This is a genomic window from Pseudalkalibacillus sp. A8, assembly GCF_045920555.1.
In the GTDB taxonomy this organism is placed as follows: Bacteria; Bacillota; Bacilli; order Bacillales; family Fictibacillaceae; genus Pseudalkalibacillus.
In genome coordinates this window covers 1,339,082-1,355,166 of sequence record NZ_CP174509.1, presented here as the reverse complement: position 1 = coordinate 1,355,166, position 16,085 = coordinate 1,339,082, and the positions used below count along the sequence as shown (strand labels likewise).

At 38.3% G+C, this 16,085-nt stretch carries 15 protein-coding genes and 3 pseudogenes; 8 read left to right on the top strand and 10 right to left on the bottom strand.

Features of this window, described 5'->3' with window-relative positions:
* Positions 1-156: 156 nt before the first annotated feature.
* A complete protein-coding gene (locus tag ACJROX_RS07075) occupies positions 157-285 on the bottom strand; it encodes a hypothetical protein (protein ID WP_408010043.1) in 129 nt (42 codons plus the stop codon).
* A 266-nt stretch (positions 286-551) separates the two neighbouring features.
* Here ACJROX_RS07075 and ACJROX_RS07070 point away from each other — a divergent pair, with 266 nt between their 5' ends.
* Both ACJROX_RS07070 and ACJROX_RS07065 read left to right on the top strand, forming a co-directional pair.
* Complete coding sequence (locus ACJROX_RS07070) at positions 552-1,691, top strand: YibE/F family protein (protein ID WP_408010042.1); 1,140 nt, start codon at positions 552-554, stop codon at positions 1,689-1,691.
* Positions 1,688-2,464 carry a YibE/F family protein gene (locus tag ACJROX_RS07065; RefSeq protein ID WP_408010041.1) on the top strand — a complete coding sequence of 259 codons (777 nt, stop codon included), beginning with the start codon at positions 1,688-1,690 and terminating at the stop codon, positions 2,462-2,464. Before ACJROX_RS07070 ends, ACJROX_RS07065 begins: the two co-directional genes overlap by 4 nt.
* 425 nt (positions 2,465-2,889) lie before the next feature.
* On the opposite strand, the pseudogene ACJROX_RS07060 reads toward ACJROX_RS07065, so the two are convergent.
* Positions 2,890-3,534, bottom strand: a pseudogene (locus ACJROX_RS07060) (RNA-guided endonuclease TnpB family protein); the annotation flags it as partial.
* Between the two features lie 642 nt (positions 3,535-4,176).
* Between ACJROX_RS07060 and ACJROX_RS07055 the strand changes: the two are divergent.
* Complete coding sequence (locus tag ACJROX_RS07055) at positions 4,177-4,326, top strand: hypothetical protein (RefSeq protein WP_408010040.1); 150 nt, start codon at positions 4,177-4,179, stop codon at positions 4,324-4,326.
* Between the two features lie 257 nt (positions 4,327-4,583).
* Here ACJROX_RS07055 and ACJROX_RS07050 read toward each other — a convergent pair whose 3' ends face one another.
* Positions 4,584-4,928: a hypothetical protein gene (locus ACJROX_RS07050; RefSeq protein WP_408010039.1), complete on the bottom strand. Its 345-nt coding sequence runs from the start codon at positions 4,926-4,928 to the stop codon at positions 4,584-4,586.
* Between the two features lie 206 nt (positions 4,929-5,134).
* Here ACJROX_RS07050 and ACJROX_RS07045 point away from each other — a divergent pair, with 206 nt between their 5' ends.
* The 3 genes and pseudogenes from ACJROX_RS07045 to ACJROX_RS07035 form a co-directional block, all read left to right on the top strand.
* Positions 5,135-5,542: a tyrosine-type recombinase/integrase gene (locus ACJROX_RS07045; RefSeq protein ID WP_408011603.1), complete on the top strand. Its 408-nt coding sequence runs from the start codon at positions 5,135-5,137 to the stop codon at positions 5,540-5,542.
* Positions 5,543-5,850: 308 nt separating this feature from the next.
* Complete coding sequence (locus ACJROX_RS07040) at positions 5,851-6,009, top strand: hypothetical protein (protein ID WP_408010038.1); 159 nt, start codon at positions 5,851-5,853, stop codon at positions 6,007-6,009.
* Between the two features lie 279 nt (positions 6,010-6,288).
* Positions 6,289-6,528: pseudogene (locus tag ACJROX_RS07035) on the top strand (HIT family protein); the annotation flags it as partial.
* Positions 6,529-6,679: 151 nt separating this feature from the next.
* Here the strand turns inward: ACJROX_RS07035 and ACJROX_RS07030 are convergent.
* The 3 genes from ACJROX_RS07030 to ACJROX_RS07020 form a co-directional block, all read right to left on the bottom strand.
* Entirely contained in the window at positions 6,680-7,063 is a 384-nt protein-coding gene (locus ACJROX_RS07030) for a VOC family protein (RefSeq protein WP_408010037.1), read from the bottom strand.
* Between the two features lie 109 nt (positions 7,064-7,172).
* On the bottom strand, positions 7,173-7,451 hold the full coding sequence (locus ACJROX_RS07025) for an ArsR/SmtB family transcription factor (protein ID WP_408010036.1): 279 nt from the start codon (positions 7,449-7,451) through the stop codon (positions 7,173-7,175).
* Between the two features lie 1,537 nt (positions 7,452-8,988).
* A complete protein-coding gene (locus tag ACJROX_RS07020; protein ID WP_408010035.1) occupies positions 8,989-9,270 on the bottom strand; it encodes a hypothetical protein in 282 nt (93 codons plus the stop codon).
* A gap of 164 nt (positions 9,271-9,434) precedes the next feature.
* Between ACJROX_RS07020 and ACJROX_RS07015 the strand changes: the two genes are divergently transcribed.
* Complete coding sequence (locus ACJROX_RS07015) at positions 9,435-10,550, top strand: DMT family transporter (RefSeq protein ID WP_408010034.1); 1,116 nt, start codon at positions 9,435-9,437, stop codon at positions 10,548-10,550.
* 738 nt (positions 10,551-11,288) lie between these two features.
* Here the strand turns inward: ACJROX_RS07015 and ACJROX_RS07010 are convergent.
* Positions 11,289-12,224: a LysR family transcriptional regulator gene (locus tag ACJROX_RS07010; protein ID WP_408010033.1), complete on the bottom strand. Its 936-nt coding sequence runs from the start codon at positions 12,222-12,224 to the stop codon at positions 11,289-11,291.
* Positions 12,225-12,343: 119 nt separating this feature from the next.
* On the opposite strand from ACJROX_RS07010, the gene ACJROX_RS07005 reads away from it, so the two are divergent.
* Positions 12,344-13,123: a class I SAM-dependent methyltransferase gene (locus ACJROX_RS07005; protein WP_408010032.1), complete on the top strand. Its 780-nt coding sequence runs from the start codon at positions 12,344-12,346 to the stop codon at positions 13,121-13,123.
* Between the two features lie 300 nt (positions 13,124-13,423).
* Here the strand turns inward: ACJROX_RS07005 and ACJROX_RS07000 are convergent, their stop codons facing one another.
* From ACJROX_RS07000 to ACJROX_RS06990, 3 genes and pseudogenes are all read right to left on the bottom strand, one after another.
* Positions 13,424-13,789 carry a cupin domain-containing protein gene (locus tag ACJROX_RS07000; protein ID WP_408010031.1) on the bottom strand — a complete coding sequence of 122 codons (366 nt, stop codon included), beginning with the start codon at positions 13,787-13,789 and terminating at the stop codon, positions 13,424-13,426.
* 113 nt (positions 13,790-13,902) lie between these two features.
* Positions 13,903-14,322 (bottom strand): cupin domain-containing protein, encoded by a 420-nt coding sequence (locus tag ACJROX_RS06995; protein ID WP_408011602.1) that lies wholly within the window; start codon positions 14,320-14,322, stop codon positions 13,903-13,905.
* A 273-nt stretch (positions 14,323-14,595) separates the two neighbouring features.
* Positions 14,596-15,868: pseudogene (locus ACJROX_RS06990) on the bottom strand (IS110 family transposase).
* Between the last annotated feature and the right edge of the window lie 217 nt (positions 15,869-16,085).

Genomic DNA, 16,085 nt, shown 5'->3' with positions numbered 1-16,085 from the left:
CTCTTTCTTATCCCCTAAGAATATTTTCTCTCTATAATTAACAAATATAGAATCATCCATATTAGTAGGTACTAATGTAGTTGATCCTTTCATATTTTCGGTGAATTTTCCATATTGTTGAATACTTGTTATAGAAAATGGAGTTTGCTGGTATTTTCATTTTTTCTTTTTTTCTTGAAAATAATGTTGCGAGAACGTCAGCACGCGAATACTCCCGCCACCTTTTTGAAGAGTAATTTGCACCTCTATTAAGATTGTCTGTAAAGGACGGTTTTTTCCATCCATATTTGTAAGGTGGATATTCGCTAATTTTTCAAACAATGATCAACATTTCAGAACTGGAACACGATATAATCAGCTATGGTAAGAATCGGGCTTTATCACTTATTTATAGCAGATAAGTGTTCAGGTTAGAATAGATGGGAGTAATATTCAGGAACGAAGCGAGGCAACACTCCGAAAAAAAGTGTTCAAGATCAAATGTAACATCGGGCTGGTAATCCGTTTAAATGATAAACACTGGGCTCCATCCCATAGTTGGAGGGTTTTCTATGAGTATTGTCGTTAACACATTCAAAAAAATAACTTGCAAACAAATTCTTTTATATACCATGTTGGCACTTTGTTTTGCCATCTCTGTCTTTTTTGTTAATCATAATCATTCTTTCTATGAACGGCCTATAGTAAAAGTCGTAGAAACGAATCTGGAAGATACAACGGAAATCATTGATATGAATAATAATAAAGACCATCTTTTTACGCAGCATATTATAGCCGAGTTACAAAATGGAGAAAAAAAAGGACAGCTTATCCATCTAACGAACGAATATTCTTCTTCTGGAGCTTATGATCAAGAATATCATGCTGGAAATGAGCTGTTTGTTTCCATTGAAAAAAACGCAGATGTAAATGCAGATTTAACTGGAACCATACTCGACGTAAAACGTGATAAACACGTTTTGATCATTGCGTGGGTTTTTATCTTTACTTTACTTGTCATCGGAAAAAAACAAGGATTTTTTTCCATAATCAGTTTAGTCGTCAATGCCACCTTGTTATCTTATGCGTTGGATATTTATATGAGTACATCAAACATAAGTTTATTATGGGTATGCGGCATCAGTGTTATTTTATTTACCGTCTTTTCTTTATTACTTATTAACGGGTTTAATGAAAAATCATACGCAGCAATTGTGGCAACCCTGTTAGGAACGTTTGCTTCGTTGTTCATTACCTACCTTGTCATGTTGTTAACTTCCGAAAACGGCCTTCGATATGAGGAAATGCAATTTTTAACTCGTCCTCCTCAATTGGTGTTTATGGCAGGATTATTAATCGGATCTTTAGGAGCCGTAATGGATGTGGCGATTACTATGTCTTCCTCTATCTTTGGGTTATATGAAAAGAATAACAATATCTCAGTAAAAGCACTTAGAACTTCAGGAATGGATATCGGAAAAGATATTATGGGAACCATGACAAATATCCTGTTTTTTGCCTATATAAGCGGTTCCATTCCAACACTTATTTTGTATTTGAAGAATGCTTCTCCATTAGGTTTTACCCTTTCCATTAACCTTTCATTGGAATTAGCTCGAGCGCTAGCTGGGGGTATTGGGATCGTGATAACGATTCCGATAGGTCTATATACTGCTATTTTTTACGTTAATCGAAAGAGGGCGAGATCATGAATGTATTAGTATGGCTGGCAGCCATTTTATTTTTATTGATGGTACTGATTGGTGGAAGTAAAGGAGCACGGTCTTTTATTGCTTTATTCTTCAACTTCGGGGTACTCTTCATGACCATACTGTTTATGACAGATCCAAATGCTGATCCGATTATCTTAACATTGATTGCAAGTACAATCATTAGTTGTATTACTCTCTTTTTCATTAATAACGTGAACAATAAAACAATAACAGCATTTATTTCTACTATTATAACGATCACTATTTTAATCTTTTTTATCGTAATTGTAACAGACGATACTATGATTCAGGGATTCAGTGAAGAGGAAATAGAGGAGATAAGCATGTTTTCGCTTTATATTGGAGTAGATTTTGTGAAAATCGGGGCTTCAATGATCATCATGAGTACCATTGGTGCCATTACGGATATTGCCATTTCTATTGCATCTCCCATGCGTGAAATAATTCATCATAATCCATTGATCAGCAGGAAAGATTTATTCACATCTGGACTAATTATTGGGAGGGACATCTTAGGAACAAATACGAATACGTTATTTTTCGCCTTCTTTGGAGGCTACCTCGCACTACTGATCTGGTTTAAAGAACTGTCTTATTCTATAGGAGAAATCGTAAATTCAAAAGTATTTACCGGTGAAATGATAACGATCCTTTGTGCCGGAATTGGTGTAGCTTTAGTTATACCAATTACTTCCTGGATGACTGCATATGCTTTAGTGAAAACAAGAGAGAAGAACGAGTTATCTAAATAGACATTATAACAGGGAAACAGAATTAATTTGTGTAAAAGGAAGTGACTAAGGGCCTTTGCTTTGTTCCTATTAACCATTAAGAGCTCATTAAAGATAAAAGTCGGTTTATCCCAATGGTTGGATATAAACCGACTTTGTAATTCCTATTTCTCAATTTAATGCTGAGAAATTAGGCTTTTTCATTGCTCCATTAAAGCGCCTTTTATGGAATAACTTGACTACGCTTTTAAACAGCAGTAACTTGAGACTCCCACGGCTAAAGCCGCAAGCCCTACACCTTACGGTGTGAGGGGTGGGATTCTTGAATGACTAAGCGTTCGCAGTCCATTTCTGTTTTGAACAGCCTCCAAGATGAGGGTATCTCATTACCCCGTCCCATGCAGTTAAAATGTACCCACATGGGCGGCATACCTATTACCAGTATGCTAGGCTACTAAACCCGAAATCGCTTTCGATATATTAATGGCTCCATTGAGGTCAGCATGACAGGTGTAGCCACATTCTCTACATTGAAAATGGAGACCGTTTCGATTTTCTTTCGCTTGATGACCACATTTGCAAGTTTGACTGGTGTATTCTGGATTCACCAATTCAAAACGGATCCCTATCATCTCAGCTTTGTATTTGATGAACTCTTTAAGTTGGTAGAACGACCATGAATGCAGGCTCCTACCTTGGTCGTTTTTCTTTGATTTGGTAGTATTTCGAATATCCGTCAAGTCTTCCATGCGAATCACTCCAACACCGTTGGCGAGTGCAAGGTTAACGATTTGACGGCTGATTTTATGGTTCTGGTCTTTCATCCAACGAGACTCTTTGCCTTTGGAATTCTTAATGACTTGTAGTTTTTTCGTTTTTCCTAGTCTCCTTCTTCTTGCCGAGAAGTGTCTACGAGTATAAGCGACTTTTGAGCCTTTAAAGAAGAAAGACTTTGTTCCAATACTGGCAACTGCGAGATATCGAAGTCCCAAGTCAATCCCCATAACTTTTTTACCTTGTGATGATTCCACATTCCAAGTGATTGAAATGGCAAGATACCATTTCTTTTTCTTTTGATATTTTCTGGCTGACCTTATAATACGAAAGGGCGCTTAAGTGGAATAAATAATAAAGTAAAAGACCGCAAAATATGCAAAGTTTTATACAAAACTTTAATATTGTGGTCTTTTTAATATGCAAAAATCATACTGCCATTTCATACATAAATTAAATGCCAAATACAGAAATAGAAATGATAAAAAAAGAAATGGAGAATTGTATTAATGATTATAACGAAGGCATTAAAGAATGAAATAGTAGTTATAACATGAAACGGTATATAGATGGAATGAGTTCGGTATGTGCAGTTATCGGGATTCGGGTTCGTACTGTATTTGATGAATAGTACGACGAAATAGTCTTATATAGGGGTAGTTTTTATAGGAGCAAAAGGAGCTATGTTGTTATCAAACTGTTATTTTTTATTAATCCGACTGTAAACAAGCTATAATGTTCTAATGTGCTATAATTTTACTTGACGATGATTTTTCGCCCTCTCCTTTCAATAAGGGAGGGCGTTTTCTATGCATTGACTAGACTATTTACAAAACAAAATATGTAATTCATTTTACATTCACTTAACAGATGAAAATTCACCCACACCAGAAATATGGTTTTGACGTAAAAATATAATATAAACAGGAGGTTTAATTGTGAAGGTTAATATAAATCTGGTGCGTAATAAACTGAAAGCGAAGCTAAAGTATGGTGAAATTATTACATATGACGACGTAAAAACAGCAATAATGATTGCGAAAAGAACCGGTCATACAGATGACAGGGTTCTATTGGCTAAGCTGAAATATGCATATGAAGCAAGCTAACAACGCCAGGTTAAACAAAACGCGTGTTTTACGCGTTTATTTTTGTAAAATAAACACTCAGCATTTTTGTTGGTTGTACCTCTTTAGTTATCCTCTCCTTTTTCGGTTTCGGCAAGAATATGCCATTATTAGATTCTGACAACTAGAGTAGCTACCGTCTCAATAGGCCTATCTCACCGAAGCCATTAAAGTTCTAAAAGAAAAAAGAGATTTTGATGAAGATTAAGCGCGTTATATATACGTCTCTAAATTTCCTCTTAACGATACCTTTCGATAAAATCTAATAATGCAATCTCAAGAGCCTCCCCCTTTTGGATGCGATCTCTATCCGCGATCTCATCGAATTGTTTCCAAACTTCTTCACTTACCTTATAAGCGCGACGGGAACGAGAAGAGTTTGCGTTTAACTCCATACGTCTGTCATGAAGAGGAGATTGATCCAAAACGGTTGCAGCAAGCTCTTTCTGATCAAGTCTAGCTTGCAACGAATCCCATGTATCTATAATTGTTCGGATTTTTTTAAAATCCTCTGTTGTAAAATCTTCAAATGTAAATTGCGGACGTGTCTGTCCTGTGCCTTCTTCGTGCTGAACACGTATCATATGCGTGTCATCCTCGTGAATGTTACGTGTCACAGGTGTGCTGTCCTTGTGCTCGTCATATGTCTGATGCGTGTCGTGTGATACACGTGCGCGTGTTTTTGGCGTGCCTTCTGTGTTACTTTTAAGCACGTTTCCTTTCCCTCTAATAAGTTCAATGTCTACTCCTTCATAATCAGACGCAATGGCAAGCTTACCATCTTTATGATATTCATTTTGGAGCACGAGAATTAGAGGTGAAAGATAGTAAGGGAAACAAGTCACGTACTTTTTTCCTTTCCGATCGAGTTGTTCGAAGCATTAAAAAGTATTTGAAGGAAGAACGAGGTCAATACCGGCTGTCAGAAGTGAGTCCTTATCTATTTTTAAGTAACCGAAGCCAGCAGCTATCCAGAATCACCGTTTATAAAGCGTTTGAAAAATACAGTCAAGCCATTGAAATGGATCCTCCCATAACACCTCAAGACTTGCGTCATTTCTTTTGTTCCAATGCCTTGGAGAAGGGGTTCGATGTTCATGAAGTTGCTTCAATGGTAGGACACAGTAATATTCACACGACACTGTTGTATACCAATCCTAGCCCGAAAAAAATATTGGAGAAAATCAACTCGCTATAACTGAAATTGGTAATAAATGTCTTGTGGCCTTTTAAAAAAAGAATGGTTACCATACCCCATATTGCTCAATAAACAATAAAATTGTTTGTTAAAATTTTTAAAAGTGCTTTCCAAAAATGCCTTATGCGAGTATTTATTTGAAGAATGAGGGGTTATTTTTTACATATTACACTTTCAATAATAGTTTTATTAGGTTCCTTACGGTAGGGTGATTGGAAGAATTGGAAACAGTATTATCCAACGATAAAAAGTTTAGGAATTGTTCCACGCTTTTCTCCACAAAATAGGTTTAAGGAGGGAACAGGTCAATGCCAAAAGACGATCCAAAAACATCTTATCCATCTGAACAAGCGAAGACGCCTTCGGGAGAATATAAAAATACGGATAATCGTATACCTACAAAAGTTGAAAAAAGAATCATAGACGCTGCTGAAGGTGATCACATTGCAACAAAGCGTCCACAGTAAACCCATCTCATTGAGGTAGGTTTATCTATTGGATCACCGTATACCCGGGAATTCGGTGTGGCTTTTTCTCATCGGTATCAATACCGGCCTGAGAGTGGGGGATCTTTTAAGGCACGGGTCAAAGATGTCAAACGGAAGAAGAAGATAACGATCCTAGAGGGAAAGAAAGAAGCCAAGAACGATTAACCTTGCCAACATATACGGCGACATCCAGGCATACATCGGGTAGATTGATTCGTTCCTTATTGCAGGTAATGACAGCTACGCTGTTGCTACCCCTGGAACGATACATATGAACTTCTACAAAATGCAAAGGAATACTTAGATAAAGAATTTTCACCAGATGGTTATACGCTTGGCTGGAATGTCGGGGAGGTTTCAAATCAATTTATTTTCCATAGTCATTTTCACGTTATACCAAGATATAATGACGAACCATTGGCTGGAAAAGGTGTTCGTTGGGGTAGTACCAGCGAAGCTGTCACTACCCGCAATAAGGAAATGTCAAGATTACAATAAGTTGTTTAAGTTTAATACTTCCAACACGCATACCCCCGTCCTGTTTTGGATGGGGGTAAAATAAAGTTGTTGAATTTTTGATAAAAAACACTTCACCAAACTTAAAACTTGCCAATAAAATCGTTTAGTGTTAGGTTACTTCGTCATGAAGTCACTTCTGCACTATCTGAATAAGGTTGCCACATGTATCGTCGAAGACAGCTATTGTGACTTCGCCCATTTCTGTCGGCTCCATAGTAAACTTCACGCCTTTTTCCATTAATCGTTTGTACTCTTTACGAATATCTGCAACGCCAAACATTGTTGCTGGGATGCCATCGGCAACTATCTTCTTTTGATACTCTTTGGCGGCAGGATGGTCATTCGGTTCGAGTAAAAGTTCGGTACCGTCCTGATCATCGGGAGAAACAAGCGTTATCCACCTAAATTCTCCGGCGGGAACGTCCTCCTTTTTTACAAACCCCAGCTTTTCTGAATAAAACTCCAGTGCCTTGTCTTGATCTTGTACGAATATACTGGTAACAACGATTTTCATACTGTTGTTGCCTCCCTTGTTATTTGTGACGCATGGTGCTCTGCTAACAATCTGGCTGCACGCAATACAACCCACATTCGTGAGAAAGTCCTGTTCCGATATTATAAAATTACTCTATCCATCCTTTCAGTAAGTTTTTAAGTGGTTCGTTGTTAAACATAAGTACTCGATATTTCCCCTTTCGTTTTGATTTTACGAGCCCTGCATCTTCCAATGCAGAAAGATGTTTAGCGATCGCCTGTCGCGAAATGGAAAGGTCGTGCTTCATAATGAGACGTGCCGTAAGTTCATACAACGTCAGCTCGTTACGTTCGGATAGTTCGTCTAATATAAGCCGCCGAGTCGAGTCGCCAAGTGCTTTGAAAATAGCGTCTTTGTCCCAATTCATATATCAAGTATAAGCAACTCTATGGTTGCAGTCAATAATAAGAAACTGTAGAGTTGCGTGATAAAGGAAACGTATTGCAATCTTAACAAGTTAAAGTCACATAATTGTAATTTTGAACCTTATAGAAATAAAAGTAGAATTTTTTATGCAATCGTCGTAACAAAAACGTTCGTTTTTGATAACAACTGTGAAACTGCTCTAAAACGAATTGTAACTTTTGGATTTATTTTGCACCTTTTTTGAGTGCTATTTTGCACATATAACTTTAAAACCCAGCTACCTTCACATGGGAAGATTAGCTGGGTTTCATAATTATTTCACGTCCAATTATTTATAGAACTATTCGAATCCGACTAGTAAAAACGACTGCTCATTGTTCAGCAATCGTTAGCAATAGGTAAGCATTTGATGTTATCTCCAGCTTTTCCCCTGCTCCACACCATGGACGTGCTAGTTTCCCAGCATCCGGCGCTCCATCTAACGAATTGTACTAGACTATAAGTTCCTCGTTACCTTTAGACAGGAAGTATCTTATAATTCCTACTAAAAGCTCGCACTGTGGCATCCCTCCTGCTGGAGGCAATGTTCCCACGTTCCTACCCGATCGGTACGATGAACGCTTGGAAAATAATCATTCCACTTCGCTAGACTTGGGGCTGTTCCTCCACTCCCATTACAGAAGGTTCCTAGGTCATACCCCTACCCTCACAAGAATAAATGCCTTTCAGAATAATCTTTATGGCAACCGTTTCGGATAACAGTCCTTTATTTCAACGTTCCTTGCTTTCCAAGTCCCTTACAACGTAGCTATCCATTCTAGAATTAGGTGCTTCCTATAAGCCTGTGAGCTGGATACCGCCTTTGTTCGGTATAGCGTGTTTCAGAGGGCGCACTTTTACTCCACAACACTCACGTCATCGTTGGATGACACATAAGTTTCCCTATGTCTTAAATCTAGACCTGTACATTCGGAAGTTCGTCAGTTCCTTTCTCAAAGAACATTCTCACCATATCTAGTTTTTCAGCCGTGCGGCATATCCGTTGGCATACCTTTCTGGCTTCAGCCTTCGTTCTGCCGAATCTACCTGTGCTTCATACCCTATAACCTGTCAGTTATAACGCATGCAGGAGTATTGACGGGATGGTTTCAAGAAACATGGCTCCATCATTCCCATCCTCCGTTGTAAAGTTGAAGTCTAAACTGTTAAACTCCCTGTATTTTCGCGCAGTAATGCGCTTATAACAGAACTTGTCGCGCGCACCCTTTAATTGAATAATTCGTCTTGTAAAAGTTTATATTCGATATCCGACTGAACGGGCGAGTCGTGCCAACCCACGGAATAATGCCCTTTGAAATAGGATAGGAGGTCCTGCTATATATCCATCTATACACTCCCATGCCATCCCTAACCATAATGGATTCTGAGGAACGCCTTTCGAATTTAATCGGTTTTGTTTGGTTAATTTGTGCATGAGCTTGAACATGTTCCAATGATTCCCTGGTGGTCGAATTTAATGGATTGCTATCAACTGACCTTCACTCTCGTTCCAGAATTGATGCACCTGTTCGGGAAGAACCTTTATATGTTGGCCAGGCAAGAAGCTGTTCCGTGCCATCTACTATGAAGCCCATCATCCCTTCCTTAACCGTAAATGATTCGGTCAGAACTGGATGCCAATGTGGGCCGTTCATAGTACCTCTTTTTATTACCAAATGTTCAACAATCAAGTACTCCCCTTGTTCATCTGTACCTTGATCTAGAAGTGTAATTGTCGTGCCGTCCGGATGAACGAGTACCTGTTCCATAGTTCTATTCAATTGAATCCACCCCTATTCAGCTTCCATTATATCTCATAATTGAAATTAATGAACATTTATACAGAGGTTTGGTTATTCAAATTATTTGGCCCTTTTCATAAAGAAAGAGCACAACTCTTGCTACAGAATTGCGCCCGATTCTTGAATAAGCATAATCAAAAAACATGGTCGAGAAATTCTTCGCTATTATTATCAGAATATTGACAACGGTCCTTAAAATCCCTAAAATTATGGAAATATATTTAAAGGGAATTGGGAACGAGGCTGTAAGTACGGTTACAGAAATATTACCACTTGAGGGTTGTAAGGGAGCGATAGAATTGAATACATCTAAATTCTCTACTACAAATAATGTAGCAATAGGAACAATATTATTGATAATTTCAGCACTACTGACTGCTGGAAGTAACGTCTATTATTCAAGTAATGTGCAAGACATTAGTCCCTTCACCTTTACCTTTATTAGCTTTCTGATCACTGCTGTGTTTTTTCATATCATTCAGTTAAAAAACTACACGAAAAACATGCAAATCAATTCAAAAAACCTAAAAAATATTATTGGCATCAATCTCAGTACTGCTGGAGTTTTTATGTGCTTTTATTTCGCCCTAAAATATATCGAGCCAGCAATTGTCGGTGCAATTGAAATTGGAGTTGGACCTATCTCTTCCTTAATTATAATTAAACTTTTTTACCGTCAAACAGTCAAACGAGTAGATATATTTACCGGGATCGGTGCGTTGGCTGGCAGTCTTTTTTTAATTTTCGGTACCCTAAATGGGAACTCTGGAATAGCTTTTCAATCTCTACCAATTGCTGTAGCAGGACTTATTTCAGCTACTTTATGTGGTTTTTTTGCAGCTCTAGCAGCTATATATTCAAAAAACCTTAGTAAAGACAACTGGAGTTCTAGTAAAATACTCGCTCATAGATTTTATGCCATTATTACCTTGTCATTGATCCTTTCTCTTCAACAAGGTAACTTGCTTTTACAATTAACATCTAATTGGGTATGGATTCTAGTAGTATCTGTTATCGGTGTTGCCATTCCATTATATTTCCTACAAATAGGTATCAAACACTCTGAAACGTTCTTTGTTATGATGTCTTTATCTTTTATTCCAATATTTACTTATGCATTTCAACTTTTTGATTCGCGGATTGCTACTTCTTACCATTCACTATCTGGAATATCAATTATATTAGGATTCGCTTTGTTTAGTGTATATATAAATAACTTGAGAAATAGATCCATAGCACATAAAAAGATGGTATTATGAAGTAACTCTCATATTGCCACCTTCCGTTAATTGTAACTGAACTGCTTAAAAGGTTTAACTTAATACATTAGTAATTTTCTTATTCGAGAAAAGCGCCCTATTCTGGAATAACAAAAATATGGACTAAGTCCTAAAATCACTTAATTCTTATTAAATAACGCGTTAGTTCGTAACTTCCTTTTCCGTATTTTAGTAATCAAAACAAAAACTAAGAAACCAATTATGTAAAGTCCAGTCAATAACCAGATATAAGTAATTGGGTTTGTCTTAAAAGCAATCAAAATCACATCAATTGGATAAATTTCACTACAATATTGAACATCTTGAGGTATAAAGATAAATTTTAGTTTACATTCTGATTGTGGTAAATAAGCAATTTTACTTATTATAAAAATTGAATAAACATATGAAACCAAGAAAATAGGTATGCAAACAAACCACATTATCCACCATTTTTTCACACATATACCCAATATTTACCTTTTTATATCCCTCATACCATTTAGTTAATTTTTCTAGATAACCGCCCTTAAACGGTATAACTTACATTTTCAAGGTGACCCAATTAATTTCCCTCCTTACTCCAGGATATGGCCCTTACACAAAGAAAGAGCACAACTCTTGCTGTGATATGCTCCCGATAATGGAACAAATGATTAGCTTCAAGAAATCACCAACTTACAAGGAGCTTTCGATGATCGAAGAACATAATAATCTGATTAGTGTTGGCCAGTCATTCTAATCATGTGTTCTCTCTTCTTGTTTTTCGTGAACCATAATCAAAGTTTTGGTGGCTATACTTAGATAACGTTCCCGGTTATAAGCAAAGACCAGTGTACGGGTAGGATTTGAATCAAGTTTTACGTACAACAAATTCCGTTCAGGATTCTGGCGTAAGACCATATTCGGTACAATGGTAACACCCAGACCATTTGTCACAAGTGATTGTGCGGTTTCAATATTACTGGTCTCGAAAGTAACCTGTGGTTGAAATCCACTGTTTTCGCAAAGTTCAAGAACTGTTCGGCGAAATCCGAATCCTTTCTTCAGTAAAATAAACGGCTGGTTTATTAATGATCGTATGGATACATATTCCAAATTTAAAGACGTCGGTGAACTGATAAAATCTTGTAATGTTTTAGACATCCATGGTTTAAGGGTTCGCGGTAAAGCAAGATACAACGGTTCCGTCAACATCGTTTTCGTGGTTAGGCGTGTGTCTTCCACGGGTAGTGATAAAATCGAAACATCGATTAAACCTCTAGCAGTTAATTCCTTAAGTTTTTCAGTCGCCTCTTCAACCAAATGAATACGGACATGTGGATATTGTGCGTTGTATGCCTGAAGCAATGGAGGCAGCACATGCCCGCCCGTAATCGCGGTTGTTCCGATAATTAAATCTCCTCCAACTCCTTCCTTGCGTTCATGCATTTCACGTTCAAGATCATCGCGCATTTGCAAAATTTTTTCGGCCTGCTCAACAAAACGCACCCCATCAGGTGTCGGTTCAATCGCTCCATGACCCCTATAAAAAAGACTGACACCGAGATCCTGCTCCAATTTAGCAATTTGTTTGCTTAATGATGGTTGGGCGATATGCAATCTGCTAGCTGCCCGTGTAAAGTTTTTTTGTCGGTAAACCTCTAATGCATATTCCAATAAACGCATTTCCATGTTTGTTTCACTCCATAGCTAATAACTATTATTGCAATAGATTATATATCTTAGACGAATGGACGTCCATAAAGTATGATCGTTCATATAAGTAAGAGGAGGAGGAGGAGGATGAAAAAATGTTAAAGACCGGAAAAGAAAAGGTTCAGCAGCAATTTGGCTCAAAAGCAGAAAAATATCGGGAATCGTCTATACACGCTAAAGGGGCAGATCTAGGCCTAATGGTTGAGTCAGCGGGGTTATCTGGAAAGGAAAACGTTCTAGATATCGCATCGGGCGCCGGACATACTGCCTTTGCCTTCGCACCGTTTGTTAAAAGATGTTATGGTGTTGATTTAACAAAAGAAATGGTTCAAGAGGCCAATAGAATTGCAAAAAGTCGAGGCATTGAAAATGTTGAATTTCTTTTTGGTGATGCAGAAGATTTACCATACCCCGATACATTTTTTGATGTTGTCACTTGTCGGTTAGCGGCACACCATTTTTCAAATATAAAAAAATCGGTGAGCGAAGTTACCCGTGTTTTGAAACCGGGCGGAAAGTTTTTGCTGATTGATCATTATGCACCGGAAGATCCGGTATTGGATGCCTTTATTAATGATTTGGATCATAAGCGTGATCCGTCACACGTTCGGGAATTTACACTCTCCAAGTGGTGTCAAGTTTTTGAAGAAAGTGGTCTGCTTTACCAAGAAGTTTCGAAATGGGACCTTCGCATTGAATTTCTCGATTGGGTGGAGCGATCCGCGACACCAGCTGATGCGCTTCGAGAGCTTGTCAAACTTTTGCAAACAGCTTCACCTAAATGTAAAAAAACATTCGATATGCAATTGAATGAACACGATGAGCCACTTTCCTTCTGTTTAAAGGTAGTTTTGTTGCTTGGAAGGAGAAACTAATGGTTCTCCTTCCACCAAATGCCCCGATTGTCCAAGAAGACTAATTCCAGAGCGCATTCCTTGCTCCGAGGGCACTGCAAAAGTCAGTATATTAACGAAAAAAGGGTTAGCTCCTACAATCAGTGGTGACTAACTCTTCAAATCGCATACTACATGTTGTGTTTAGTAAATTAAATTAACCTTTTTGCAGTGCTCTCTGCTCCAGAAAAGCGCCCGTTGAAGAACATTTTAGTGAGTCCATATCCTATTTGGTGAAAGTGATCGGTAATTTGTTTGTTCAATACATACTAACTTATTAGCTTAAATCCATACATCGTTTTCAGCAGTCAATTCGCCTTTGGTTTCACCAGTGTTGACTACACCTTTTGGCTCCACCAGCATTATATTGCATTCCTTTTCAGCATAGGGCTTATGCTCCACACCTTTTGGTATAACATACATTTCTCCTTTGGAGAGTTTGACCTCTCCATCACGAAAAGCGATGGCCATCTCGCCGTCAAGTACTATGAATACCTCATCAGTCTCTTTATGATCGTGCCATACAAAATCCCCTAGAACCTTTACCAGCTTAAACTGATAGTCATTCATTTCACCAATGACTTTAGGCGACCATTGGTCACTAAATTTAGACAACTTTTCCCTTAGATTAATCGGATGATAATCCATTTAGATTCCTCCTCTTTCCCTTGCTTCTTATATTCTACATTCTGGCTCTTTAAATGAAAAATTGTGCTGTCCTTATTCCAGAAGCGCGCCCGATCAATACAACCTTATGGTCGCTATTCCGACCAAGTCACCGGTTTTTCCAGAATAACGCCATCAGTCTCTACCCATTGTTGGAGACTGCCCGCCTGGACTTGAATAACGATGAAATACAAATCCTTATTACCGTTATTGCGTAGCGTGCGTACTCCCTCTGGCCCTACGCGAACTGCAGTTCCTTCCCTGACTTCAAAAATTTGTCCATCAACCTGAAACTGACCTCGTCCGCCAATGAAAAGGTATAACTCCTCGTTCTCGCGATGTTTGTGATAGAACGGGACAGTACCCCCCTCCGGTAGTTGGTTCAGTGAAACCTCCATGCCTGTCAGTCCAAGCTTTTCTTTAAGAAAATTCTTACCCGGGATGGGATCCTTTGACATACTTAATAGGCTACTAAAAGAACCTGCTTCCACAACGCTGAAATTAGTTCCGCTCATAGGCGATTCTCCTTGCACAATTTGATTTTCAGTGGCGGTCGTTACTTCGGTTTTTGTACCTTGATTTTGTGTCATTTCCATTCCTCCCAACTTAAGAATAACTATCATTTCAAGAATGACTTTCAAAATTCCTTCGTTCAACCTTTCCATGAGGTGGATGTTAGTTACGCTGGCCCACAGGGTCTGTGCCCGAAGTTTTGTTGCTTTACTGACTAATCCATGCTTCAAATGTCTAATAATGAACTCCTAACTTACTAATTAAACTATCGTAATCTATGCTGCTTCCTGTGCTACTGCCATTAACATCCGTTCTTCACTAAACTCAAACTTCTTTTTACCGATAGCGAACAATATACGAATCAACTTGTTACACAAAGCAATCATGGATTGCATCTTCTTCAATGGATTGTTGGGTCGAGTTGTATAATACTCATGTAATGCTTTAAAAGCTGAATTCTTAGCGACAAGGGGCATGGCTACTTTAAACAAAAGGGCTCTCAATTTTTTTCTGCCTCTCTTCGTAATCTTTGTCTGACCCTTGTGCTTCCCTGATGTATTTTCCTTTAGGTTAAGACCAGCGAGTTTGATAATCTGTCGGGGATGAGAGTATTGGCTGAGGTCTCCGACCTCTGAGAAGAAGCCTATGACCGTGTCCCTGCCAATACCTGTGATCCCCAACATTTGTTCAACACCTGGAACCTGTTCAAGAAGAGAATCCATTTTGGACTCGAGATCTTCGAATTTAAGTTTGTATGAACTCATACTTTTCTAAAAGAATCTGCAGTTCTAATTTCGCCATATCTGACCCCTGACGAATACCAATTGAAAGATTGGCCACTTGTTTTAATTCTTGCATTTTCTTTAGCCCTACTCCACGTTTTACAGTCTGTCTAAGATGGGTTAATAACTCTTGATCAGTGAGTTTCACTAACTCATATGGTAGTAGGTTCAGTTTCAATATTTGGAGAGCTGCTTTCCCTTCCCAGTTTTTAAAGACGGTTAATAGCTCGGGGAAATAACGATCAATCCAGTTGTGAATTTGTCCTTGAACCGATTGAAGATCGACAGATAAGAGATCGCGAATTTTTCTAGCACCACTGAGTTCCGCATAAACACCTTCTGGGATATTCGGTTCAGCGTATCTCCCATCTTTCACTAACTGAGCAATGACCTTCGCATATTTCACATCATTCTTAGTTGGTGAGTTATCATCTAACTCTTTGGCTTTCTTTACATGTAAAGGGTTTACCACAACAAATTTGATTTCCTGTTCTTTCAAAAAATGGGCTAAGTTAAGCCAGTAATGACCAGTGGGCTCCATCCCGATGATCACTTGATCCATTTCATGATTAGTGATAAGTTTTTGTATCCAATCTAAAAGACTATTAAATCCCATTATAGTGTTTTCAAAAGAAAGAGATGACCCGAACTCTACACCTCTAAAGTCCTGAGCTCGTGCAACATGATTGAACTTCGCAATATCAACGCCTATAATTAATGTTTGAGAAGTAATTTGAGCAAGTTTTTGATTTTGGTTAAAATTCATTCTGTAGCCTCCTGGTATCTTGTCCTTTTTGCTGGCCAGCTCAAAGACAATCTTACCAAGGGGCTTATTTTTTTCTCAAATCGGATATTACTTCATAACAGGAATGCTGGCCCTTTTCATAAAGAAAGACGTTTTTCTTATTTCAGAAAAGCGCCCGATGATTGAATAACAGCCAGCTTTCATCACACTATGTCCTATTTTTCAGTTATCCCGGAGG